The 23005-nt window shown below is 73.8% G+C and carries 20 protein-coding genes, 1 tRNA gene, 2 pseudogenes and 1 riboswitch; of the genes and pseudogenes, 12 read left to right on the forward strand and 11 right to left on the reverse strand.

Going from position 1 to position 23005, the window contains the following annotated elements; all coding sequences use genetic code 11:
* Positions 1-318: 318 nt before the first annotated feature.
* Both ABD879_RS25720 and ABD879_RS25725 read right to left on the reverse strand, forming a co-directional pair.
* Positions 319-825: an ATP-binding protein gene (locus tag ABD879_RS25720; protein WP_345024192.1), complete on the reverse strand. Its 507-nt coding sequence runs from the start codon at positions 823-825 to the stop codon at positions 319-321.
* Positions 822-1067: a hypothetical protein gene (locus tag ABD879_RS25725; protein WP_345024193.1), complete on the reverse strand. Its 246-nt coding sequence runs from the start codon at positions 1065-1067 to the stop codon at positions 822-824. Before ABD879_RS25725 ends, ABD879_RS25720 begins: the two co-directional genes overlap by 4 nt.
* A 213-nt stretch (positions 1068-1280) precedes the next feature.
* On the opposite strand from ABD879_RS25725, the gene ABD879_RS25730 reads away from it, so the two are divergent.
* The 3 genes and pseudogenes from ABD879_RS25730 to ABD879_RS25740 form a co-directional block, all read left to right on the forward strand.
* The gene (locus tag ABD879_RS25730; protein ID WP_345024194.1) at positions 1281-2126 is read left to right on the forward strand and encodes a helix-turn-helix domain-containing protein; all 846 of its coding nucleotides are present in this window, start codon (positions 1281-1283) and stop codon (positions 2124-2126) included.
* A gap of 7 nt (positions 2127-2133) precedes the next feature.
* Positions 2134-2337: a DUF397 domain-containing protein gene (locus ABD879_RS25735; RefSeq protein WP_345024195.1), complete on the forward strand. Its 204-nt coding sequence runs from the start codon at positions 2134-2136 to the stop codon at positions 2335-2337.
* A gap of 289 nt (positions 2338-2626) precedes the next feature.
* A pseudogene (locus tag ABD879_RS25740) lies at positions 2627-2797 on the forward strand (DUF397 domain-containing protein); the annotation flags it as partial.
* Between the two features lie 36 nt (positions 2798-2833).
* Here ABD879_RS25740 and ABD879_RS25745 read toward each other — a convergent pair.
* The gene (locus ABD879_RS25745; RefSeq protein ID WP_345024196.1) at positions 2834-3037 is read right to left on the reverse strand and encodes a hypothetical protein; all 204 of its coding nucleotides are present in this window, start codon (positions 3035-3037) and stop codon (positions 2834-2836) included.
* Between the two features lie 152 nt (positions 3038-3189).
* Here ABD879_RS25745 and ABD879_RS25750 point away from each other — a divergent pair, with 152 nt between their 5' ends.
* Positions 3190-3666, forward strand: a complete 477-nt coding sequence (locus ABD879_RS25750) for a YflT domain-containing protein (protein ID WP_345024197.1) — start codon at positions 3190-3192, stop codon at positions 3664-3666.
* Positions 3667-3700: 34 nt separating this feature from the next.
* Here the strand turns inward: ABD879_RS25750 and ABD879_RS25755 are convergent, their stop codons facing one another.
* Positions 3701-4351 (reverse strand): LysE family translocator, encoded by a 651-nt coding sequence (locus ABD879_RS25755; protein WP_345024198.1) that lies wholly within the window; start codon positions 4349-4351, stop codon positions 3701-3703.
* Between the two features lie 118 nt (positions 4352-4469).
* Between ABD879_RS25755 and ABD879_RS25760 the strand changes: the two are divergent.
* Positions 4470-4982: pseudogene (locus ABD879_RS25760) on the forward strand (ATP-binding protein); the annotation flags it as partial.
* 1744 nt (positions 4983-6726) lie between these two features.
* Here the strand turns inward: ABD879_RS25760 and ABD879_RS25765 are convergent.
* The gene (locus ABD879_RS25765) at positions 6727-7920 is read right to left on the reverse strand and encodes an MFS transporter (protein WP_345024199.1); all 1194 of its coding nucleotides are present in this window, start codon (positions 7918-7920) and stop codon (positions 6727-6729) included.
* 137 nt (positions 7921-8057) lie between these two features.
* On the opposite strand from ABD879_RS25765, the gene ABD879_RS25770 reads away from it, so the two are divergent.
* Positions 8058-8492 (forward strand): MarR family winged helix-turn-helix transcriptional regulator, encoded by a 435-nt coding sequence (locus tag ABD879_RS25770; protein WP_345024200.1) that lies wholly within the window; start codon positions 8058-8060, stop codon positions 8490-8492.
* Positions 8493-8531: 39 nt separating this feature from the next.
* Here ABD879_RS25770 and ABD879_RS25775 read toward each other — a convergent pair whose 3' ends face one another.
* From ABD879_RS25775 to ABD879_RS25795, 5 genes are all read right to left on the reverse strand, one after another.
* Positions 8532-10100 (reverse strand): AMP-binding protein, encoded by a 1569-nt coding sequence (locus ABD879_RS25775; protein WP_345024201.1) that lies wholly within the window; start codon positions 10098-10100, stop codon positions 8532-8534.
* 135 nt (positions 10101-10235) lie between these two features.
* Positions 10236-10910, reverse strand: coding sequence for a DUF1444 domain-containing protein (locus ABD879_RS25780; protein ID WP_345024202.1), 675 nt, complete (start codon positions 10908-10910; stop codon positions 10236-10238).
* Positions 10911-11078: 168 nt separating this feature from the next.
* Positions 11079-12581 (reverse strand): cobyric acid synthase, encoded by a 1503-nt coding sequence (locus tag ABD879_RS25785; protein ID WP_345024203.1) that lies wholly within the window; start codon positions 12579-12581, stop codon positions 11079-11081.
* Positions 12581-13546, reverse strand: a complete 966-nt coding sequence (locus ABD879_RS25790; RefSeq protein ID WP_345024204.1) for a cobalamin biosynthesis protein — start codon at positions 13544-13546, stop codon at positions 12581-12583. Before ABD879_RS25790 ends, ABD879_RS25785 begins: the two co-directional genes overlap by 1 nt.
* Positions 13547-13569: 23 nt before the next feature.
* On the reverse strand, positions 13570-14367 hold the full coding sequence (locus tag ABD879_RS25795; protein ID WP_345024205.1) for a phosphotransferase enzyme family protein: 798 nt from the start codon (positions 14365-14367) through the stop codon (positions 13570-13572).
* A 324-nt stretch (positions 14368-14691) separates the two neighbouring features.
* On the opposite strand from ABD879_RS25795, the gene ABD879_RS25800 reads away from it, so the two are divergent.
* From ABD879_RS25800 to ABD879_RS25815, 4 genes are all read left to right on the forward strand, one after another.
* Positions 14692-14768: transfer RNA gene (locus ABD879_RS25800), tRNA-Arg, on the forward strand.
* A gap of 41 nt (positions 14769-14809) precedes the next feature.
* A complete protein-coding gene (locus tag ABD879_RS25805) occupies positions 14810-15073 on the forward strand; it encodes a hypothetical protein (RefSeq protein WP_345024206.1) in 264 nt (87 codons plus the stop codon).
* Between the two features lie 285 nt (positions 15074-15358).
* Complete coding sequence (locus ABD879_RS25810; protein WP_345024207.1) at positions 15359-16489, forward strand: FKBP-type peptidyl-prolyl cis-trans isomerase; 1131 nt, start codon at positions 15359-15361, stop codon at positions 16487-16489.
* 269 nt (positions 16490-16758) lie between these two features.
* Positions 16759-20106: a transglycosylase domain-containing protein gene (locus ABD879_RS25815; protein ID WP_345024208.1), complete on the forward strand. Its 3348-nt coding sequence runs from the start codon at positions 16759-16761 to the stop codon at positions 20104-20106.
* Positions 20107-20214: 108 nt separating this feature from the next.
* Here ABD879_RS25815 and ABD879_RS25820 read toward each other — a convergent pair whose 3' ends face one another.
* Positions 20215-20595 carry a hypothetical protein gene (locus ABD879_RS25820; RefSeq protein WP_345024209.1) on the reverse strand — a complete coding sequence of 127 codons (381 nt, stop codon included), beginning with the start codon at positions 20593-20595 and terminating at the stop codon, positions 20215-20217.
* Between the two features lie 50 nt (positions 20596-20645).
* A riboswitch (SAM riboswitch) is annotated at positions 20646-20762 on the forward strand.
* 47 nt (positions 20763-20809) lie between these two features.
* On the opposite strand from ABD879_RS25820, the gene ABD879_RS25825 reads away from it, so the two are divergent.
* Positions 20810-22135, forward strand: coding sequence for an aminotransferase class V-fold PLP-dependent enzyme (locus ABD879_RS25825; RefSeq protein WP_345024210.1), 1326 nt, complete (start codon positions 20810-20812; stop codon positions 22133-22135).
* Positions 22136-22236: 101 nt separating this feature from the next.
* The coding region (locus ABD879_RS25830; protein WP_345024211.1) for an SseB family protein at positions 22237-23005 on the forward strand (769 nt) is incomplete at its 3' end.

Below are 23005 nucleotides of genomic sequence, written 5' to 3' on the forward strand. Positions count from 1 at the left end.
GCTGGTCACCGCCTTGTTCTGGATCAACGCATGATCCACCGGACACGCCCTAGGGCGCGCCCCAGGATGGCCACAGCGGCAACACTCCTTCGGATCGACGTCACAAGAGAACGCGACCGAATACCCGGCCGGGCCGGTAGGAGGAGCATGCGCTTACCGGGTGAACGGTGCAGCACTCTCCGACCAAGGGCCGGCGACAGAACCCGATCGTCCACAGTCACGCGCGCGACGAGCGAGTCGGGTCGTCGCCGCCATCGGGCGCCTGCCGCACATACATCAACTCCGACGCGAAATCTGCATCCGTTGACGGCGCGGGCGTCACAGCGGGGCGAAGCCGATGGCCTTGCCGGGGCGCGGAGGCGAGCAGATGGTCGTCGGGTAGACGGCGCAGCGGCCTGCGGTCAGGCCGTGGACCAGCGCGAGGCCCCGGCCACCGACGGTCAGGCTCGCGATCACGGCGTCCAGATCACCATCCGGTTCGGGGACGGCTGCCGCGCTCAGGAGTTCGGGAATCCGCCCAAGGGAGGGGTCGCAATCCGCGACCTCGCACCACACCGCGCGGGAGTCGACGCCCGCGAAGATGATCCGCAGCTCGTATGGGGACCTTGCGTGCTGTACGGCGTTGGCGGCCAACTCCGCAACCACGAGTTCCATGTCGGCGACCGTGTCCGCCGATACCCCCGCCCGCGTCAGTGCGTCTCGCACGACGGCCCGCGCCCTGCGTTCCGCGTGCTGAGACGACAGCCGCCAAACCCGTGCCCTCCACAGGTCGGATGTCGGCAGAGCCGCCGGATGCTCCGACCACAGCGGGATACGGGCGATCACGACCGCATCGCCTTCGCGATCATGGCGACGGCGTTCGGGTCGGTGACCAGCGCCCACCCGTTCGACCAGAGCCATGCCCACGTCCCGACCTGAGGGGCGGGCACGCACACCACATACCGGATGCTTCCGCTTCCCCTGGTCACCAGGCGCAGCACCTCGGCCCCGGGCGGCCCGACCACGGCCGCCTCGAACGAGTGCAGCGCGAGATTCTCCGCCAGCCAGGTCAGATGCACCGCCCGCATCGACCGATCAAGCGTCCGCCCACCCGCCATATCCCCTCCTCACGCCACATCGAGGAATCTCACAGAGAATCATCAAATGATCACTCTGTGTATTAGCTTGTGCGTTGACACTTCCACGGACAGCGAGATGTCCGCCACGAGTTGCAAGGCATGCAACAAAGACGTCCGGATAGCGCACACATCCGGGCCGCTGACCCCTCGGAGGAGGTTGTCGTGATCAAGAAGGTGGCAACCGCACGTGGCCGAACCCTCGGCGCTGAACTCCGCGACCTACGCAAGAAGGTCGATCTCACTACCAGGGCCGCCGCCGCGCGGATCGGCTGGACGCCGTCAATGCTCAACCGCACCGAGAACGGTCTGCGCGCTACGTCGGCCGAGGAGGTCGCCATGATCCTGGGCGCTTATGGCGCGACGGGGGCCGAACGCGAACGTCTGCTCAGTCTGGCCCGGGACGCCGAGACCCCCGGCTGGTGGGAGACCGGCGACTCGATCTACCCGTCACCTCTCAAGGCCTTGATCGGCTTCGAATCACAAGCCGTACGCATCACCAACATCGAACTGGCGCTGATCCCAGGGCTGTTCCAGATCCCAGAGTATTCCCGCGCGATCATGCGGGCCGCCGACATACCACCCCTGGAGATCGAGACCCGCGTGGCCACGAGGTTGGGGCGCCAGGCCATCCTGAGCCGTCCCGCTCCGCCGAAACTGATCGCGATCATCGACGAGAGCGCGCTCCGCCGCCCGGTAGGCGGCCCCACGGTGATGGCCGAGCAACTTCGGGTTCTGGCACGTCTCGCCCAACGCCCGAACATCACGGTGCGCGTGATCCCGTTTCACGCCGGAGCCCATGCGGCGCTGGTCGGCGGATTCAGCATCCTCGAGTTCGAACGGGCTCGCCCTCTCGTCCACCAGGAGGGCAACCGCTCACTCAGCTTCGTCGACAGCCCCACAGAGGTGGACTCATTTGTTGCAGATGTCGATACTTTGACCAGAACGTCCCTGCCGCCTGAGCGATCACTCGACTACATACGGATGATCGCAACCAGCTTCGAAAGGTGAGTTCGGGATGCACGTCTCACCCACCACATGGCGCAAGTCCAGTCACAGCGGCCCCGAATACAACTGCGTCGAGGCCGCCTTCTTGCCCGGTGCAGTGGCCCTGCGCGACTCCAGAGACCCCGACGGGCCCAAGCTCGTCCTCGCCTCGACGGCCTGGCACAGCCTCAACGCGGACATCAAAGCCGGACGATACGACCTCCGGCGAGCATGATGACGGCCGCACGTCCGACCTGGTGCAGGACAGAGCACATCGATCCAGTGTCCGAAGCCATGTCTCTGACCGTCACGATCAGCGCAGATGCAAAGGCGGGTCCACGTTCATGCCCAGCATGATCGCCGTGTTGCGCACGTGAACGCTCAGCCCGTCGTCGCTCCCTCCTTCGCGCTGCCCCAAGCCCGTTGGTCGCCGACCGTCCGCGCATGTTAATCACGGCGATCGCCGCGGCCTACGACAGATGAGGACGACCATGGCTCTCCGCAGCTCCTGACGCAAGTCCAGCCACAGCGACGAGGAATTCAACTGCGTGGAAGCCGCATCCCTGACCACGGGGATCGCCGTACGAGACTCCACAGACCCCGACGGGCCCAAGCTCGTCCTCGCCCCGACGACTTTGCTCGCACTCACCGCAGACATCAAGGCCGGACGATACGACCTGCGGCGGGCATCATGACGGCCGCACGTCTTCTCCTGTGCAGAGCAGAGGACATCATTCCCTTGTCGGAGCCGCCTTCCTGATCACGCCGGTCGGCTCGCTGTCCGCCCCGATGTATTCGCGGCGGTGTTCGAAGGGCAGCGTCCAGCCCCCGGCGAAGCAGGACACGCTCGTGACCACCATCCGGATCACCGGTGACGCACGGGGCGCATCGCGAGCTGCCGAGACGCCGGTCGTGCTGGTCTCCTCGGCGGCCACCAGCCCGTCCCGCTGATCACCTTCGGCTCCCAGCCCGCCGCCGCCCCGTCCCCCGCTGATCGCCGGTGACATCGGGGGCTTTCGGCATGTGCGTCGCGCGCGGCGGTGGGTAGTGCATGCGGCGATAGGGCGGACTTAAAGGACGGACGCACATGAACACGCAACCGAAGCCGAACACCGACCGGTCGGTCGTCGGGTCGTACAGCACCTACGCGGAGGCCCAGCGGGCGGTCGACTTCCTGTCGGACGAGAAGTTCCCGGTGGAGCGGACGGCCATCATCGGCTCCGACCTGAAGATGGTGGAGACCGTGCTCGGGCGTCTCACCAAGGGCCGCGCCGCCCTGGCCGGGGCGGGCAGCGGCGCCTGGTTCGGCCTGCTCATCGGGCTGCTGCTGACCCTGTTCACCAGGAACCACGGCGACGTGCCGCCGCTGCTGGCCGGCGGCATCGTCATCGGCGCCGTGTTCGGGGCGGTCTTCGGTTTCATCGCGCACGCCTTCACCGGAGGCCGCCGCGACTTCGCCTCCAACAGCCAGATCGTCGCCGCCCGCTACGACGTCGTCGCCGACGCCGAGGTCGCCGAGGAGGCCAAGAACATGCTCATCAAGCTGGCATGGCGGGAGACCTGACCCGCGCGGAGGGCGGGCGGTCACGTGCGCGCGCTCAGTCCTTGCGGCCGGTGGCGGCGACGGTGAGGCCGAGGCCGATCAGCATCAGGCCGCCGGTGCCGCCGACGGCCGCCAGGCGGCGCGGCGAGCGGGCGAACCAGTCCCGGGCGGTGCCCGCCGCCAGGCCCCACAGGCCGTCGCCGACCAGCGCGATCACGGCGGTGATCAGCCCGAAGGTCATCATCTGCAACGGGACGTGGCCGTTTTCGGGGCGGGCGAACTGCGGCAGCACGGCGGCGAAGAACACGATCGTCTTGGGGTTGGTCACGCCGACCGCGAACCCCTGCCACACCGAGCGGACGCCGCCCGGGGCGGGGTCGGCGTCCGCCGCCGCGCCGGGCAGGCCGCGGCGCTGCCGCACCGCCTGCACGATCGCCTGCACGCCGAGGTAGATCAGGTAGGCGGCGCCCGCCAGCTTCAGGGCGGTGAACACCGCGGCCGACCGCGCCACGACCGATCCGACGCCGAGCGCCACCGCCGCCGAGACCGCCAGCAGGCCGAGCGCGTTGCCCGCCACCCCGGCCAGCGCCGTGCGGCGCCCGTGGGCCAGCGCCCGGCCGATGACGAACAGCACGCTCGGCCCGGGAATCAGGATGATGACCGCCGCCATCGCCGAGAAGGCGATGACCTGCCCTGTCTCCACCATGCGGCGGACCCTACAGCGCGGTCGGCGGGAAACGCATCCGCATTCGGCGCCGAGAAACGTCGTAACGGGCCGTTAGCGTCAGGACGGACTCGTACGCCTTGGAGGACGGCGGCCCACCATGACTTCCACGTTGCTCGGACGTGACCACGCCGCTGCGGTGCTGCGCGGCGAGGTGGACCGCGCGGTGGCCAGCCACGGCGGGCTGGTGCTGGTGGCCGGGGAGGCCGGCATCGGCAAGACCGCGCTGGTGACGGAGGCGATGCGGGAGGCGCGCGAGAAGGGCGTGCTGGTGCTCGGCGGGTCGTGCTGGGATTCGTCGAGCGCCCCCGGGTACTGGCCGTGGACGCAGGTGCTCCGGGCGCTGCGGCGCTCGGTGGACGCGGCGGAGTGGGCGGCGGCCGAGTCGGCCGCGGGCGGCGGGCTGGCGGTGCTGCTGGGCGAGTCGCCCGTCGCCGACGGCTTCCCCGTGTACGACGCGGTGACCAGCGCGCTGGTGGCGGTCGCGCAGCGGCGGCCGGTGGCGGTCGCGCAGCGGCGGCCGGTGGCGGTCGCGCTGGACGACCTGCACCGGGCGGACGCCGCGTCGGTGCGGCTGCTGGAGTTCGTCGCCCAGCACACCTGGTTCGAGCGGCTGCTGCTGGTCGGCACGTACCGCGACGTGGAGGCGGAGTGGGACGGGCACCCGCTGCGTTCGCTGCTGCCGCCGCTGGCGGCCAAGGCCACCGTCGTCACGCCGGCCGGGCTCGGCCGGGAGGAGGTGGGCCGGCTCATCCACCGCACGGTCGGCGTGCGGCCGGACGGCGCCCTGGTCGCCGAGGTGCACCGGTGGACGGGCGGCAACCCGTTCTTCGTCGAGCAGGCGGCCCGGCTGTGGCACGGCGGCGGCTCGGTCAACGCGGTCGCGCCGGGCGTGCGGGACGCGGTGCGGCGGCGGCTGCCGCTGCTGCCCGGCGCGGTGGCGCGGCTGCCGGAGTCGGCCGCCGTGCTGGGCCGCGACGACGACGTCGCGGTGCTGGCCGCGGCGATCGCCGAACCGGTGCCGCGGGTGCGGCGGCGGCTGGCGCAGGCGGTCGCGGCGGGCATCGGCGTCGCACGCGACGGCGGCCGGTTCGCGTTCGTGCACGACCTGGTCCGGGAGACCCTGTACGAGGCGCTGGAGGACGGCGACGCGCGGCGGGCGCACGCCGCCGTGGTGCGTGCGCCCGCCGCCGCACCGGCGGCGGCGGAGCGGCTGCTGCCCGCCGAGCCGGCCCAGCACGCCTACCTGGCGGGGGACGAGATCGACCCGATGTGCGCGGTGGAGCACCTGCGGGCCGCCGCGCGCGACGCCGACCGCCGGCTCGCGCACGAGGAGTCGGTCGGGCACCTGCGGCGGGCGCTGGAGCGCGCGCCCGCCGAACGGCCCGCCGTGCGCGCCCTGATCTCGCTGGAGCTGGGCCGCCGGCCGGCGCGCGACGACGCCGAGGCCGCCTGGCGGGTGTTCGAACGCGCCGCCGCCCTCGCCCGGGAGGCCGGCGACACCGCGCTGCCGGCCCGGGTGGCGCTGGCCGTCTACCCGTACCGGCCGCCCGCGCCGTGGCAGCGGCTGCGGGTGGCGGTGCTGGAGGAGGCGCACCGCCGGATGGTGCTGGACGGCGCCCCGGCGCCGGCGCGGCTGCCGCCCATCCGGCTGGCGCAGGAGCTGTCGGCCGCCGTGGCCCGGCAGGCGCGCGGCGGCGACGACGAGACGCTGCTGTTCAGCCCGTGGGCCCGGCACGAGGCCCTGCAGGGCATCGGCACCGCCGCCGAGCGGCTGGCGCTGTTCGAGGAGCTGACCGACCTGGCGCGGCGGATCGGCGACACCGAGACGGCCTACCTGGCGACGTCGTTTCGCTGGGTCGCCCTCCTGGAGCAGGGCGACCCGCGCCACCTGGAGTACTTCCACCGGTCCGTGGCGATGGCCTGGCACGCCGAGACCGAGATGCTGCGGCTGGGCGCCCACACCGACCGGTGCATCGTCAAGGCGCTGCACGGCCGGTTCGCCGAGGCCGAGGAGCACGCCGCCGCCCTGGCGGACCACGCGTGCGGCTCCGCCTTGGCGTTCACGGCGCCGCACTTCCACTGGATGATCCGGCTGATGCAGGGCAGGTTCGACGAGCTGGCGGAGACGCACCGGGCGCTGGTGGAGTGCGAGCACCCGTACGCCGAGCTGCTGGAGGCGCTCACCGCCGTGCAGCGCGGCGGCACCGCCGCGGCGCTGCGGCTTTCGGCGGCGGCGCAGGACCGCCAGGAGCCGTATCCGCCCGCCGTCGCGCCGCTGCGGCTGCGCCTCCAGGCGCAGGCCGCGGCCGCCGCCGGCGATCCGGAGCGGTGTGATCCGATCTGGCGGACGCGGGTCAGTGCGTCCTCGCGGGCGGACGCGGCGCCGCGGCCTGTGCGGCGGGCGCGGCGGAGCGGCGGTCCAGGGCGCCGGACAGCACGGCGACCGCCAGGCCCGCGAGGCCGAGGAGGGCGGCGACCCACAGCGGCGAGGTGTAGCCGTACCCCGCGCTGATGGCCAGGCCCGCCAGGAACGGGCCGACGGCGTTGCCGAGGTTGAACGCGGCGACGTTGGCGGCCGAGGCCAGCGCCTGGGCGCCGACGGCCTTGTCGAGGACGCGGGTCTGGAACGCCGGGATGGTGGCCGAGGCGACGACGCCGAACACGGTCAGCGCGGCCACGGCGGCGGCCTTGTGGTGCGCGGCGCCCAGCAGCGCGGCCGACACCAGGATGAGCGCGGCGAGGATCGCGTAGACGCTGGGCATCAGGGCGCGGTCGGCGTAGCGGCCGCCGAGGGGGCCGCCGACGACCATGCCGAGGCCGAGCAGCACCATGACCACGGGGACGGCGCCCGCGGAGAACCCGGTGACGTCGGTCAGCAGGGGCGCGACGTAGGTGACGACGGCCATCACCGGCGCCCAGCCCAGGGCCGTCATGACCAGTGCGAGCCAGACCTGGCGGTCGCGGAAGACGGCCAGTTCCCGGCGCAGGCCGGTGTCGGGCCGGGGGCCGCGCGGGATGAGCGCGGCGATCCCGGCGAACGCCAGCACGCCGACGCCGGTGATGATCCAGAAGGTGGTGCGCCAGCCGAGCTGCTGCCCGACGAACGTGCCGAACGGCACGCCGAGCACGTTGGACAGGCTCAGTCCGAGGAACATCGTGGCGATGGCGCTGGCCCGCTTCTCGGGGCGGACGAGGTCGGCGGCGACGACCGTGCCGACGCCCATGTACGCGCCGTGCGCGAAGGACGCGACGATCCGTCCGGCCATCAGCGCGCCGTAGCCGGGCGCCAGGGCGGACAGCACGTGCGCGGCGACGAACAGCCCCATGAGGCCGAGCAGCATGCCCTTGCGGGGCAGCCGGGCGCCGAGGGCGGTGACCAGCGGGGCGCCGACCACGACGCCGAAGGCGTAGCCGGACACCAGCAGTCCGGCGGTGGGGATCGAGGTGCCGAAGTCGGCGGCCAGGTCGGGCAGCAGTCCGGCGATGACGAACTCGGTGGTGCCGATGCCGAAGGCGCCGAGTGCCAGCGCCAGCAGGGCAAGGGGCATGTCCGGTACCCTCCGGTAGGATCAGTGGCGTACGCGGGTAGTGAGCGCATGCATTATTTGCATGCGCCGGTTATTTGCAGACGCCCGCTATCTCAGCATGCAAGTATCTTCTGCCGCAAACGCGAGGAGGGTGAGCCGTGTCACGCCCCGACGAAGCCCGCGCCCAGGGCTGGCGGACGCTCGCCGCGCTCAGCACCCGCATCGAGGACCGCATCGAGCGCGCACTGCAGGACGCGGTGGGGCTGAGCGTCAACGAGTTCTGCGCCCTGCACCACCTCGGCGAGGGCCGGCCCGTGCGGATGCAGGAGCTGGCCGACCGGCTCGTCCTCAGCCAGAGCGCCACCACGCGCCTGGTGACCCGGCTGGAGAAGCGCGGCCTGATCACCCGCGTGCTGTCGGAGGAGGACCGGCGGGGCATCTGCGCCGAGGCCACCGGCGCAGGGCGCGAACTGCACGACGCGGCGGTGCCCGTCCACAACGCGGCCCTGGACGAGGCGCTGCGCGAGGCCGCCGAGCTGCCCGAGCTGGCCCCGCTGGTGGACGCCCTGGAGAAGCTGAACATCAAGGTGTAGGCGTCCGGACGGGCACCGCCGGCGCCGCGGGCCCGGCGCTCAGCGGCGCCGGGCGAGTGCGGCACGGCTGATCTTCCCCGCGGCGGTGCGCGGCAGTTCGGACATGAACGTCACCGAGCGCGGCACCTTGTGCGCGGGCAGGCGGCGCCGGGCCAGCGCGAGCAGCTCGCCGGCCAGATCGTCCGGCGGCGCCGCGCCCTCGGCCGGGACCACGAACGCCTGCAGCGCGCCCGCCCCGCCCGCCGCTCCGACGACGGCGACCTCGACGACCCCCGAGTGCTGCCCGAGCACCCGTTCGACCTCCAGCGGGGAGAACCGGTCGCCCGACACCGTCACCTGGTCCAGGACGCGGCCGTGGTGGTGCACGAAGCCGTCCGGATCGACGTGCACCAGGTCGCCGGTGCGCAGCCAGCCGTCCCCGTCCAGCACCTCGGCCGTGCGCTCCGGCTTGCCGAGGTACCCGGCCATCACCGACGGGCCGCGCACGTACAGCGTCCCCGCCCCCACCGAGGGGATGCGGCGGCCGCGGCGGTTCCCGGCGCCGCCCACCGGGGCCCCCACCGACTCGACCCGGCCGGCCGGGCCGCCCCGCCCCGCCCCGGGGCCGCCCACGGCGCGCTCCACGCGCACATCGATCTCGTAGGGGTCGAGGACGACGCCGAGGGAGCCCCGGCGCCGCCGCGTGACGGTGTTGGAGACGAACGTGTGCCCGACCTCGGTGCTGCCCAGCCCGTCCAGCACCGGGCACCCGAAGAACTCCTCGATGCGGTCGGCCAGCGCCGGCAGCAGCGGCTCCCCCGCCGAGGCGGCGGCGCGCAGCGTGCGGAACGCCGACCGCACCGGCCCGGGGTCGGGGGCGTTCACCAGCCGCGCGTACCACGTCGGCACGGTGAACAGCAGGGTCGGGCGGTGCCGCCGCGCCTGATCGGCGGCGCCCTCGACGCTCGGCTGGTCGGGCCACAGCACCGACGAGGCGCCGCAGAACATGGGGAAGAACACCGTGGCCCCGAGGCCGTACGGGTAGCACGCCTTGGCCAGGGAGAAGACGACGTCGTCGGCGGTCACGCCCAGCGCGCCGAGCCCCATCGCCCGGAAGTAGATCTCCGGATCGGCGTGCCGGTGGACGGCGCCCTTGGGCGCGCCGGTGGTGCCGGAGGTGTACTGGACGTACGCGGCCGCACCGGGCGCCACCGGCACGGGGTCGGGCACGGAGGAGGGCTCGTCCGTCAGGTCCTCGGGGGTCAGGACGTGCACGGACGGGAACCGGGCGGCCAGGCCCGCCGGGCACACCACGGCGGTCGGCTCGGCGTCGGACACGACGTAGGCGTGCTGCCGCTCGCTCTGCTCGGGCCCCGTCAGCACGGCGACCGCGCCGAGCCGCAGGGCGCCGAGGAGGGCCGCGACGTAGCCGGGCGAGTCGGGGAGCGCGATGAGCACCCGGTGTCCGGGCCGCACCCCGGCGGCGTGCAGGACGCCGGACGCGCGGGCGGCGGCGGCGTGCGCCTGGCCGTGGGTCACCGTCCCGTCGCCGGTACGGAACAGCGGGCGGTCACTCCAACCGTAGGTCTCCGCCCGTCGGGCGAGCGCGGTGGCGACATTGCCATCCATAGCGGACCTCCGTAGTGCCTAGGGGGTGACACGCGGAGATTACGCCTGGTAGGCACACGGACACACGCCGTTCGTTATTTTTCGGTCTACCGAGCAGCCCCGAATCGGGACATAAAACACCCCGGTGGTGCCGCGTCAGACGGGGAGGACCTCCCACGCGCCGCCGCGCCGCACCAGCAGATCGCACGACAGCATCTGCCCGGGCGGGACGTCCCACGCCGGGTCGCCGTCGCCGCGGCGGCCCTCGGCCCACACCTGCCCGACGGCCCAGCGCAGCTTGTCGACCCCGTCGGGGTGACCGGTGCCGGATGCGACGAACACGTCCCGCGCGGGCGTGGCGACGACCAGGTCGCCCTCCACGTCCTGCGCCAGCTTCTCCAGGAAGCCGTCGTCCAGCAGCAGGCCCGCCTCCAGCCCCCCGAACCGCGATGGGGCGTCGCCCGCGCCCGGCACCGCGCCGAGCGACACCGTGACGGCCCGCACGTCCGGATACCAGCTCAGCGCCAGGTCGGGGCGCCGGTTGCGCAGGTTGACGACGGCGAGGCGGCGCAGGTCCTCCGGCGCGACGCCCAGCTCCGCGCAGTGCCGCCGCGCGATGTGCTCGTACCGCGGGCCGCCCGCGCCGCCGGGCCTGCCCGCGCCGCCCGCGGCCTCCCCGGTCAGCTCCAGCGCGTAGGTGACGTACAGGTCCCCCGCGAGCGGGTCGCGGATCGGCTCCTCCTCGGCGGGCAGCGGGAACTCCAGCTGCACCTCGGCCGGCACCCGGGCCTTCATCAACGGGACGATGAGACTGGTCCGCGGCTCGGTCACGGGTCGTTTCCTCCTTGGGCCTGCTCGGGCCTGGCGCGGGGCCGCGCGGGGCCGCGGCGCCGGGCGCGCGCCCTCGCGCGATCCGGAATGGATCACCATAGCGCCGCCCGGCGGCCGCGACCGAATTCCCTGACCTGCCGCGGAGGGTCCGTCGCCCCTGCCGGGCGGCTAGCCGCCCGCGGTCAGCGCGCCGCGCAGGACCGGCAGGCGGGGCGGGGCGCCGCCTTCGATGAGCCGCCACACCGCGTCGGTGTCCAGATGCTCCTCCACCAGGTCGCCCACCGCCTCGAACATGGCCTCGCGCCGCGCGGCGAACGACACGTCGGGCGCCGGGGTGAAGTCGCGGCCCGCGCAGTGGGCGACGTCGGCCAGGAACGCCCGCCGGAAGCCGTCGTTCTCCAGCGCGCCGTGCCAGGTCGTCCCCCATACCGCGCCCACGCGGCAGCCGTCCAGGAACGGCTCGCCGCCCTGCACCTCCACCCGCCCGTGGTGGATCTCGTAGGCGCGCACCGGATGCCCGTAGGCGGTGCCGGTGGGACGGGCGAGGGTCTTGTCGGGGGCGAACACCACGCGCGTCGGCAGCAGGCCGAGGCCGTCGACGCGCCCCGCGCCCGACTCGACGTCGTCGCGGATCTCCCGGGCGAGCATCTGGTGGCCGCCGCAGACGCCGAGCACCGGCCGCCCCTCCCGCGCCCGCCGGACGATCTCGTCGGCCATGCCGCGCTCGCGCAGCCACGCCAGGTCCGCGACGGTCGCCCGGGACCCGGGCAGCACCACCAGGTCGGCGTCGGCCAGGTCGCCGGGGCTGGTCGCGTACCGCACCACCACACCCGGTTCGCAGGCCAGCGCGTCCAGGTCGGTGAAGTTGGAGATGCGCGGGAAGCGCACCGCGGCCACGCGCAGCGTCTGCCGCCCGTACGGGGCGCGCGCGTCGGGGCGGGGCGCGTCCAGCGCGAGGCCGTCCTCGGGGTCGATGTGCAGGCCCGGCCGCCAGGGCAGCACGCCCAGCGTCGGCCGCCCGGTCAGCTCCGCCAGCCGCGCCAGCCCGGGCTCCAGCAGCTCGACCGCCCCGCGGAACTTGTTGACGACGAACCCGGCGATCAGCGCCTGGTCGGCGGGCTCCAGCAGCGCCACCGTCCCGTAGAGGGACGCGAACACCCCGCCCCGGTCGATGTCCCCCACGACGATCACCGGCATGCCGACGGCCCTGGCCAGGCCCATGTTGACGATGTCACCGGCGCGCAGGTTGATCTCCGCGGGGCTGCCCGCCCCCTCGCACACCACCACGTCGTACTCGGCGCGCAGCCGCGCCAGACTGTCCAGCACGACCTCGCGCAGCCGCTCCTTGTGCGCCCGGTACTCCAGCGCGTCCACCTCGGCGACGGGACGGCCCAGCACCACCACCTGGCTGCGCCGGTCGCTGCCCGGCTTGAGCAGCACCGGGTTCATCACCGCCCGCGGCTCGACGCCCGCGGCCTGCGCCTGCGCGTACTGCGCCCGGCCGATCTCCGCGCCGTCGGCCGTCACCATCGAGTTCAGCGACATGTTCTGGGCTTTGAACGGCGCGACCTTCACCCCGCGCCGGGCCAGCCAGCGGCACAGCCCCGCGGTGACCAGGCTCTTGCCCGCGTCCGACGTCGTGCCCGCCACCAGCAGCGTTCCGCCGCCCATCAGCGCTTCCTCCCGCCCGCGGCCGCCCGCAGCGCCGCCGCTCCCGCGGCCGCCGCGGCGGCCGCCGCCAGGGTGACGGCCCTGGACAGCCGCACGGCCCGGTGGATGTCGTCCGTTTCCGGGGCGCGCCCGTCGCCCAGTTCGGGACGCTCCTCGGCCCGTCCCCCGTACACGTTGACGCCGCCGAGCCGCACGCCCAGCGCCCCGGCGAACGCCGCCTCGCAGCGTCCGGCGTTGGGGCTGGGATGCGCCGCCCCGTGGCGGCGCAGCGTCCGCCATGCCTCGCAGGCCCCGCCGCCCGGCGCGGCGCAGGCGACGGCGAGCAGGCCGGTGAGCCGCGCGGGCGCCCAGTTGGCCGCGTCGTCCAGCCGCGCCGACGCCCACCCGAAGCGCAGGTAGCGCGGGTTGCGGTAGCCGACCATCGCGTCCAGCGTGTTGACCGCGCGGTAGGCCAGCAGGCCCGGCACGCCCGCGACGGCGCCCCACAGCAGCGGCGCGACGGCCGCGTCGGAGGTGTTCTCCGCCACCGACTCGACCGTGGCGCGCGCCAGCGCCTTGCCGTCCATCCCGTCGGGGTCGCGGGCGCACAGGTGCGGCAGCCGCCGCCGCGCCGCGTCCAGGTCGCCGTCCTCCAGCAGGCGCGCCATCCGGCGGCCCTCCCGTCCCAGCGACGTGCCGCCCAGCACGGCCCACGTCGCCGCCGCCGTCGCCGCCGCGCGCGCCGCCCGGCCCCGCGCCGCCTTCTCCGCGGCGACGCCGATCGCGGCCGCGCCGCCCACCAGGACCGCGCTGAACAGGACGCCGCGCGCACGCGAATCGGCGTACACGCGCCGTTCCAGCGCCGACGCCGCCCGGCCGAACGCCGCCACCGGATGCCCGCGCCGCGGGTCGCCCAGCAGCGCGTCGAGCGCGACGCCCAGCAGCAGTCCCTCAGGCGAACCCCGGCCCACCCATGTCGATGTCATGGAGACATCTCTACGGCATGCCCCTAGCGGAGGTGCGCGTCGAGGTCGTCCCAGTTGCGTTCCAGCCAGTCCTGCGCGCGGCGGATGCGCAGCCCGACGCCGCCGCGCCATATGCGGGCCCAGCCGCCGCCGAGGTGCTCGGCCCGGAAGCGCATCGCCTCATAGGAGCGTTCGAACCGCAGCCGCGCGGCGGGCAGCAGCCGCCGCCTGCCGGCACGGTCCAGGCCGTAGGCGTCGCAGAACAGCCGCATCCGGGCGCCCACGTTCGCGGCGTACAGCCGGGCGTCCCGGTCGGCGGGGTCGGCGATCGGCGCCCAGTGCCGCAGCGTGGTCACCACGTCGTACAGCCGGGTCGTCGGACGCGCCAGGTCGAAGTCGATGAGCGCGACGGGCTCGCCGCCGCGGAACACCACGTTGTCCGGCGTCACGTCGCAATGCCCGATGATCTCGGGTTCGTCGTCCAGGGCGGAGACGGCCCGGTCGTCCCAGAGCGCCCCGGGCGGCGGTTCGTAGGAGGCGACCGCGTCGTGGTAGCGCCGCAGCAGCCGCGCCACCCCCGCCAGCGCCTCCCGGGTGGCCGCGTACCAGGGCATCGGGTGGTGCGGCGTCTCCCCCGGCACCCACGTCAGGATCTCCCGGCCGCGCTCGTCGACGCCCAGCACCCGCGGCGCGCCGTCGAACCCCACGCTCTCCAGATGCCGCAGCAGCCCGTGCACCGCCGGGGTGTGCGGGCCCATGGGCCGGCGCACCGTGTCCCCCACCCGGACGACGCCCTCCGTGACGTCCCCGCCGGGGAGCGGCATCTCCACGTTCACAGCCACGGGGCAAGACCTTAGGCGCTCCGCCGGTTCCGATCAGCAGATCAGCGAATCGTCCAACCGATCAGTCCCGCGCCGCCGCCATGATCACCGCGGTGCGGCGCGCCCTCGCCGAATCGGCTCCGCCGCCCGGGGAACGCCGCCCGGCGCCCCGGCCCCGTGGCCCGATCCGGCCGCGCGCGGCGGCGGTCCGCTCGCCGACGGCCGCGGCGGCCGTGGAAAACGGCGGTCCGGGCCGCCCGGCGCCGCCCGGACCTTGCCCGATGCGGGAAAATGCCTGTCGCACGCAGGTCAGCCTGAGTAGTACCCTCACCTCCGTAGCAGCAGGCCCCGGTAGCTCAGTTGGACAGAGCGGCTGCCTTCTAAGCAGCGGGTCGCGGGTTCGAATCCTGCCCGGGGTGCCAGAACGGCCGGGGCTCCCCGGCCTTTCCCTACACTCCGGGGCATGGAACTCACCGACGCCGTCCGCATGATCATGAGCGAGTCCGCCCGGCATCCCGAGCTGCTGCGGGTCGCGCGGACGTCCTACGACGACCTGTCGTCCGGACGGCCCGTGCACCACACCGCCCTCAGCGGCATGCTGCGCCAGGCCGCGCGCAAGAACGTCTACCCCGCGCTGCGCGCCCGATACGGCGTCGAGGCGATCAACGACATGGTGCTCGCGCTGGGGCGGGAGATCGACCGGCAGGCCCCGGCCGTCCGCCGCTGAACGCCCCCGCCCGGCGCGCCGGTGAAAATGCGGCGGCCGGGGTCGGACGTCGCCCGGTTCCGGGACGGCGCGGCACTAGGATGCCTGGCGTGCCGAGACGAGCAGCCCGGCGGGGCCGCCCGGGCGGCGGGTGCGCGGGGTCTGGCGCGCGACCGGCCCGGCATCGCGTAGCGGCCGGTAGATTGCGACCCGGCCTCCTTTCCCGGCTTTTCACGCCGCCCTTAGGCCGGAGCTGGAAAGGTGGTCGTCTCGTGGTGTCGTCGAGCCCGGAGCGAGTGAGGAAACATGCCTGAGGATGACAAGCCCCGGGGCGAACCGGCGGTCAAGGCCAAGCTGCCGAGCGCCAAGAACATCCGCAGCCCGGAGTTCACCCCGCACGGCATCAGCGCCGGGCGCGGCCGGGGGCCGCGGCCGTCCGCGCTGACCGCCGCGCAGGCCCGCAGGCGCCGCCGCCTGGGCATCGCGGGGACGATGGCGGCCGTGCTGGCCCTGGCGGGCTTCACGACGTGGTACGTCACCCGTCCCGGCCCGCAGATCGAGGTCACCGGCGCGTTCGGGCAGACGCCCAAGGTCACCATCCCCAAAAAGCTCCTCCCCGACGGCGAGCTGAAGGTGACCCAGAAGATCAAGGGCACCGGCACCAAGATCGCCAACGGTGACACCGCGCTGGTCAAGTTCGTCTTCTACCAGTGGGCCAAGGGCACCGGCGACAAGGTCAACGAGAGCACCAGCAAGGAGCTGCAGTCGTCCTTCAAGCTGCCCGCCGGCCAGCAGGTGGTGCCGATGCCGATCGGCAAGACCGAGGTCAAGGGGCTGGACAAGGGCCTGGTCGGGCAGACCGCGGGCAGCCGCGTGGTGCTGCAGGTCCCGCCGAAGGAGGGCTTCGGCGAGTCCGCGGCGCAGATGGGGCTCGGCGAGAACGACTCGGTGGTCTTCGTGGTGGACGTCCTCGCCGTCTACCCCAAGAACGCCGAGGCCAAGGGCACCGCCAAGCCGCTGGACGACAAGGACCTGCCGTCGGTGGGCGCCATGGAGGCGGGCAAGGGGCCCAAGCTCACCGTGCCCAAGACCGACCCGCCCAAGAAGATGCAGGTCAAGACCCTCATCGAGGGCACCGGCCCGCAGACCACCAAGGACGACACGGTGTTCGTCAACTACAAGGGCGTGATCTGGCGGGACGGCAAGGAGTTCGACAACAGCTGGAGCAAGGGCTCGCCCGCCATGTTCCCGCTCAGCACCACCGAGGGCATGAAGGGCTTCTTCAAGGGGCTGCAGGGCCAGAAGGTCGGCAGCCGGGTCCTGCTGGTCCTGCCGCCGGACCAGGGGTACGGCAAGGACGGCAATCCGTCGGCCGGGATCAAGGGCGACGACACCACGGTGTTCGTCGTCGACATCCTCGGCACGGTTCCCAAGTGACCCTTCGGTGAGACGGCGCGCGACGGCATAGCGCGGCGGACCGCACGGCGCGGGACGCGCGAACGGCGGGGCACCCCGGAGGGGCGCCCCGCCGTTGCTTTGTCGCCGCCGGTGAAATGTGTCAATAACCACGTCAGGCGGCCTCGGACAACCCTCCGCACCGCTTGATCGTCGTTGTAGTGAGACAGCCAACGGGAGTGCACAGTGACCGGCCGTAATGAATCACTCCCCTCCGGTATCGTTTGTAACGAAATCATCACGGGGGGCAAGTGAGCGACACCGAAAGGCGCCCGGGGGGCACCGAGCCCGCCGGGCCGAGCCAGGGCGACCTCGGCGACGACCTCACGGCCGACAAGGCCGTTCCCGCGGACGGCGAAACGCCCCGGGCCGCGGCCGAGCGCGATACACGGGACGAGGGCGAGCCTCCGGACGACGACGCCGCGGACAAGGCCGCGTCCCGGTCCGTCCCCGATGAAGAAGACGACGCGGCGGCCACCCCCGGCACCCCGGCGGACGAGGACACCGCGTCCGAGCCCGGTAGCGCCGACCCGGGCACCACGGTGGAGCTGAGCGGCGTCACGGACACCGGCGGCCCGGCAGACACGGACACGGACGCGGACGCGGGCGCCGACTCGGACACAAACGACGAGCCGGACACCGGCGCGGTCCCTGACACGGGCCCGGAGGCGGGCACCGCAGCGGAAGCGGACGCCGACTCCGGCACGGGCAAGGGCGCGCAGGCGGACACCGCCCCCGATGCGGGCGACGGCCCCGGCGCCGCCGCGGCCCCGGCCGCAGGCAAGGGCTCAGGCACGGGCACGGGTTCAAGGGCGGGCACCGCGGCTGAGGCGGACGACGGCCCGTCCTCCGGCGACGCGAGCGAGGCCGAGCAGAGCGCGGGAGCGGCCGCCACGACACCCGACCTCACCGTCATCGACCCGCCCGCACCGGCGGCTCCGACCACCGGGGCAGGCACCAGCGCCGGTACGGACGCGGACACCGCCGCCGACGCCGGCGACGACGCGAACCCGGGTGACCGCGCGGACGCCGACACCACCGCGGACGCCGCCGAGAGCATGGCCGCGAGCAGCGCCGCGGGCACCCAGAAGGCCGCGGACACCGCGACGTCCCCCGCCGCCGGCACGAGCGACACCGGCAAGGCCGAGCAGAGCGCGGGAGCGGCCGCCACGACACCCGACCTCACCGTCATCGACCCGCCCGCACCGGCGGCCCCCTCCACCGGGGCAGGCACCAGCGCCGGTACGGACGGCGAGGCCGCGGCGTCCGCCCGCACCAACAGCGCGTCTGGTTCCGGCGACGCTAAGGACAAGAACGAGACCGCATCCAAGGGCGTCGGGGATGCTGGGGCCGACAAGGCGGCCGCCGCGCAGAAGCAGGAGCCCGCGGCGGCGAAGCCTCCGGCGGACACGACGAAGAAGGCGCGGAAGGGGGGTATGGACGCGAAGAAGAAGCACAAGAAGCCGCGCGGCAAGGCGGCGCGCGTAGGGCGGCGGGTGCTCTTCGCGGTGCTGGGCCTCGTCGGCCTGGCCGTCGCCGCGTTCGGTGTGGCGTACCTGCTGACGCCGGTGCCGTCCCCTCAGGAGGAGGCGGTCGCGCAGGGGCCGACGTTCCTGTACTCCGACGGCAAGACCCCGATCGCCAAGACCGGCGTGAACCGCGACGCGGTCCGGCTCGACACCATCCCCAAGGGCGTGCGCGACGCGGTGATCGCGGCGGAGAACCGCAGCTTCTACGACGACCCCGGGGTGTCGATTCCGGGCACGCTGCGCGCCTTCTGGTCCACGGTCTCCGGTGAGCAGCTGCAGGGCGGGTCCACCATCACCCAGCAGATGGTCCGCAACTACTACGGCGGCATCGGCAAGGAACGCTCGATCTCCCGCAAGCTCAAAGAGATCATGGTCTCGTTGAAGGTGGGCCGGGAGAAGTCCAAGGACTGGATCCTGGAGCAGTACCTCAACACCATCTACTTCGGCCGCGACGCCTACGGCGTGCAGGCCGCGGCGCGGGCGTACTACGGCAAGGACGTCGGGCAGCTCACCCCGGCCGAGGGCGCCTACCTGGCGGCGGCGATCCAGCAGCCCAGCAACTTCGCCGAGCCGTCGGGCTCCACCCGCGCCTACGCCGAGAGCCGCTGGCGCGCCGTGCTGAACAACATGGTCCGCGACGGCGCCATCTCCTCGGCCGACGCCGCGCGCATGACGTTCCCGCAGCCGATCAAGCAGAAGGTCACCGACATCCTCGGCGGCCAGAAGGGCTACATGGTCAACATCGCCAAGCGCGAGCTGACCGAGCGGCGCGGCTACACCGAGGACGAGATCAACCGCAGCGGCCTGAAGATCACCACGACGTTCGACAAGGAGCTGATGGACGCCGCCCAGCAGGCGGTGCGCGGCAGCCTCCCGAAGGGGATGAGCAAGCAGATCCGCACCGGGCTGGTCTCGGTGGACCCCGAGACCGGGCAGGTGGTGGCGTTCTACGGCGGGCGCGGCTACCTGGAGGAGGCCCTCAGCAGCGCGTTCAGCGACTGGGCGCAGGCCGGGTCCGGGTTCAAGCCGATCGTGCTGGCCGCCGCGCTCGACAGCGGGCTGAGCCTGAACACCTACGTGGACGGCAGCTCCCCGCAGTACTACAACGGCACGGCGATCCACAACGACGGCAACCGCAGCTACGGCACGATCAACCTGGTCACGTCCACGCAGAACTCGGTCAACACCGCCTACGTCAACCTGGGGCAGAAGGTCGGCCTGGACAAGGTCACCAAGATGGCCGAGAAGATGGGCATCCCCAAGTCGCAGCTGACCGCCAACGGCGCCAACAAGTACCCGACCTTCCCGCTGGGCACGATCTCCGTGCACCCCGTGCAGCAGGCGGGGGTCTACGCGACGTTCGCCGCCGAGGGCGTGCACCGCACCCCCTACGTGGTGAAGTCGGTCACCGACAACACCGGCAAGACCACCCGCTTCTCCGAGAAGGGCGCGCGGGTGTTCAGCGCGCAGGTCGCGCGGGACGCCACGTACGCGATGCAGCGCGTGGTGCAGGCGGGCACCGGCCGCAACGCCCAGCTCGCCGACGGCCGCGACGTGGCGGGCAAGACCGGCACCACCGACGCGGGCCGGGCGATCTGGTTCAACGGGTTCATCCCGCAGCTGGCGACGTCGGTGGCGATGTTCCGCAGCGACGGCAAGCCGCTGAGCATCCCCGGGTACGGGGTGTACGGCGGGCAGCTGCCCGCGCAGATCTGGAACTCCTACGTCAGCCGCGCGGTGAACCTCAAGAACCTCACGCCCAAGGGGTTCGGCTCCCCGTCGATGTCCCCCGGCTCCTACGTGGGCGAGCCGTACGGGCGGCAGAACGACGCGCCGACGACGCGCGGGCAGGGAGGGGTGCGGCAGTCCGTTCCGGAACGCGCGGACCGGCCGTCCAGCAGGCAGCCGGCGGGCACCCCCCGGGAGACGACGCCGCAGCTGCCCGGCGGCGGCACCGGCAACGGGAACGGCGGTGACGGCGGCTCCGGCGGAGGCGACGGCGGGGGCGCCGGCGACGGCGGAAGCGGGGGCGACGGCGGAAGCGGCACTCCGCCCCGACCGGAGGGCTAGCACCCGACCGGCGCGCCCCCGGCCGCCCCGCGGCGGGTTCCGGCGTGAACGTGAGAGGGGCCCGGCGAGCATCTCGCCGGGCCCCTCCGCCGTTCTCCCGCCCCGCGGTCAGTCGCAGGCCGCGCCGATGCGGTCGGGGGCGTCGGTCATCACGGCGTTGAGCTGCGCCGCGTCACCGGAGCCCACGCCGGCGGCGGCGCCGCGCAGGCGGTTCGCCTCGGTCTTGAGCGCGTTTTTCAGCTTCTCGTCCTCGGCCTGGCGGGCCAACCCGTCGACGCGTCCGGCGAACCGGTCGGTGACCTGCTTCCACTGCGCCGGGTCGTTCGCCGGCACGGCCCGCACCTGGGAGACGTACTGCCGGAACGCCTCCCTGGTGTCGGCGCAGACCTGGCCGGTGTTGCCGCCGGACAGCCCGCAGCCCGCCAGCGTCCCGGCCGCGGCCAGCAGCGCGAACCCCTGGGCCAGCCTCCCGGCCGTCCCGTACCGCATCGCATCCTCCCGTGTGATCACCGTCGACATCCGCCTATACTTCCGCACAAGGTCATGAGCGCCAGCGCGAAGCCCCGGCTTGCTGGCCGGCAACCCTTCGTCCGCGATGGGGTGCCCCGGGTGAGGACCCGGCCGGAGTCGCACACCGCGTCCGGCAAGCGCGGATCCCGCGGACGCCTCCCGGGATCCCTGGATCCCGAAGGAGGTCGCACCCATGTCCGCTGTCACGACGTCCCCCCGTCCCTTCGCTCCCTCTTCTTGGATGCAGCCGACGGCGTCCGCGCCGACTCGACTTCCGCGGATCGTCGGCGCGGACGCGCCGGTACCGCTGGAGGACGGGCGCCACGTCCCGTACGCCAACTTCGACTACGCCGCCAGCGCGCCGTGTCTTGAGGCGGTGCACGACGCCGTCACGCGGGCGCTGCCGTACTACAGCAGCGTGCACCGCGGCGCCGGGTACGCCTCCCAGGCGACCACGGCCGCCTACGAGCGCGCGCGGGAGACCGTGCGGTCCTTCATCGGCGCCTGGGAGCGGGCGTCGGTCGTGTTCACCCGCAACACCACCGACGCGATGAACCTGCTGGCGCACGCGCTGCCGCCGCGCACCACCGTCGTGGTGTTCGAGACCGAGCACCATGCCACGCTGCTGCCGTGGCGGCGGGCGGTGCGGCTGCCCGCACCCGCGTCCCCGGCCGGGGCGGTCGCCGCCGCCGACCGGGCGCTGGCCGCCGCGCCGCAGGGCCCGCGGGTGCTGGTGGTCACGGCGGCGTCCAACGTCACCGGCGAGCTGTGGCCGGTCGCCGAGCTGGCGGAGGCGGCGCGGCGGCGCGGCGCCCGCATCGCCGTGGACGCCGCCCAGCTCGTCCCGCACCGGCCGCTGGACATGACCGCGCTCGGCCTGGACTACGTCGCGTTCTCCGGGCACAAGCTGTACGCGCCGTTCGGGGCGGGCGTGCTGGCGGGGCGGGCCGACTGGCTGCGCGCCGCCGACCCGTACCTCAAGGGCGGGGGCGCCACCGTGTCGGTGGGCGAGCGCACCCGCTGGGCCGCCGACCCGCAGCAGCGCCACGAGGCGGGCACTCCGAACGTGCTGGGCGTGGTGGCGCTCGCGGCCGCGTGCGAGACGCTGGCCGCCGCCGGGTGGGACGCGCTCGTCGCCGAGGAGGAGCGGCTGCTGGCCCGGCTGCGCCAGGGACTCGCCCGCGTTCCCGCGGTGCGACAGCTGAGCCTGTGGGGCGAGCGCCATCCGCGCGTGGGAATCGTGTCCTTCACCGTCGACGGCTGGAACGCGCGGGACGTGGCGCTTAGGCTGTCTGGGGAGTACGGCATCGGCGTCCGGGACGGGAAGTTCTGCGCTCATCCATTCGTACGGCACCTGCTGGCCGACCGGCCCGACGCCCCGCGCGCGGCCGGCGCCGGCGGTTGCGCCGACGCCTCCGCCCCGGCCTCGGCGGTCCGCGCCAGCCTGGGCCTGGGGACGACCGACGAACACGTCGACCGGCTGGTGGATGCGCTGAGTGCCATCGGTGCCGTGTGCTGAACCGCGGAAGATGATGCGCTTTCGCCCTGTTCGCCCATGTAGCGTAGGCAGGTCCGTACCCGGACCGGAGACGGCGCCGGAGACAGCAGGGACAGCGCGGCATGAAACAGGGGGAGGCGACCGTGGCCGACGCGTGGCGACCCACGTCGGAACTGGAGCGCCGACTGGACGAGACAGTGCGGGCCGGAGACCATGAGGGGTACTTCCGCCTGCTCGCCGACAGCGAGCTGGTGATCCCCGTGCCCCCCGAGCTCATCGACGACGTGCTCGCCGGCCAGGCGCAGCCGACGTGGCCGACCCGGGAGGAGGACGGCCGCACCCACGTGCTGGCCTACACCTCGCCCGACGCGATGCGCGCCTGCCTCGGGCCCGCCTACCGGCACTTCCTGCGGCTGACGTTCGCCGACCTGGCGCAGAGCTGGCCGCACCCGGGCTGGTGGCTGGCGATCGACGCGCCCGCGCCGGACGCGCCGGACGCGGCGCCGCCGATCGAGGGCCGGCTGCCCTCCTGGTTCGTCCGGCAGATCGCCGAGGGCGACCCGCGGCCCCCGCGGGTCGGGCGTCGCACCGCCTCCCCCGCGGCGGCCGCGCCCGCCGCTGACGCGCCCGCCGCGGACGTTCCGGCTGCGGACTTTTCGACCGCGGACGCTCTCGCCGTGGACGTGCCGTCGTCCGAGGCGGTCGGCGCGTACACGCCGCCCGCCTACCCGCGGCCCGAACCGGCCGCCGAGCCCGAAGGGGCGGCTCCGCACGGGTCGGCGGATCTTCCCGCTACGCCTGCCGCGCCGCTCGGGGACGCTTCTGCGGCGCCCCCTGTGGCGCCGCCGCCCGCGGCGCCGGGCGCCCCGCAGGGCCCGTCCGCGCCGCCCG

Origin of the sequence: Actinomadura keratinilytica (assembly GCF_039539665.1) — a bacterium.
GTDB classification, from domain to species: domain Bacteria; phylum Actinomycetota; class Actinomycetes; order Streptosporangiales; family Streptosporangiaceae; genus Spirillospora; species Spirillospora keratinilytica.

Coding starts and splice junctions, on each gene's coding strand:
- ABD879_RS25725 (WP_345024193.1), bottom strand. CDS start 1,067: ATGCGGGCGGTGCATCTGACCTGGCTGGCGGAGAATCTCGCGCTGCAC.
- ABD879_RS25735 (WP_345024195.1), top strand. CDS start 2,134: ATGCACGTCTCACCCACCACATGGCGCAAGTCCAGTCACAGCGGCCCC.
- ABD879_RS25750 (WP_345024197.1), top strand. CDS start 3,190: ATGAACACGCAACCGAAGCCGAACACCGACCGGTCGGTCGTCGGGTCG.
- ABD879_RS25755 (WP_345024198.1), bottom strand. CDS start 4,351: ATGGTGGAGACAGGGCAGGTCATCGCCTTCTCGGCGATGGCGGCGGTC.
- ABD879_RS25765 (WP_345024199.1), bottom strand. CDS start 7,920: ATGCCCCTTGCCCTGCTGGCGCTGGCACTCGGCGCCTTCGGCATCGGC.
- ABD879_RS25775 (WP_345024201.1), bottom strand. CDS start 10,100: ATGGATGGCAATGTCGCCACCGCGCTCGCCCGACGGGCGGAGACCTAC.
- ABD879_RS25785 (WP_345024203.1), bottom strand. CDS start 12,581: ATGGGCGGCGGAACGCTGCTGGTGGCGGGCACGACGTCGGACGCGGGC.
- ABD879_RS25790 (WP_345024204.1), bottom strand. CDS start 13,546: ATGACATCGACATGGGTGGGCCGGGGTTCGCCTGAGGGACTGCTGCTG.
- ABD879_RS25805 (WP_345024206.1), top strand. CDS start 14,810: ATGGAACTCACCGACGCCGTCCGCATGATCATGAGCGAGTCCGCCCGG.
- ABD879_RS25810 (WP_345024207.1), top strand. CDS start 15,359: ATGCCTGAGGATGACAAGCCCCGGGGCGAACCGGCGGTCAAGGCCAAG.
- ABD879_RS25820 (WP_345024209.1), bottom strand. CDS start 20,595: ATGCGGTACGGGACGGCCGGGAGGCTGGCCCAGGGGTTCGCGCTGCTG.
- ABD879_RS25825 (WP_345024210.1), top strand. CDS start 20,810: ATGTCCGCTGTCACGACGTCCCCCCGTCCCTTCGCTCCCTCTTCTTGG.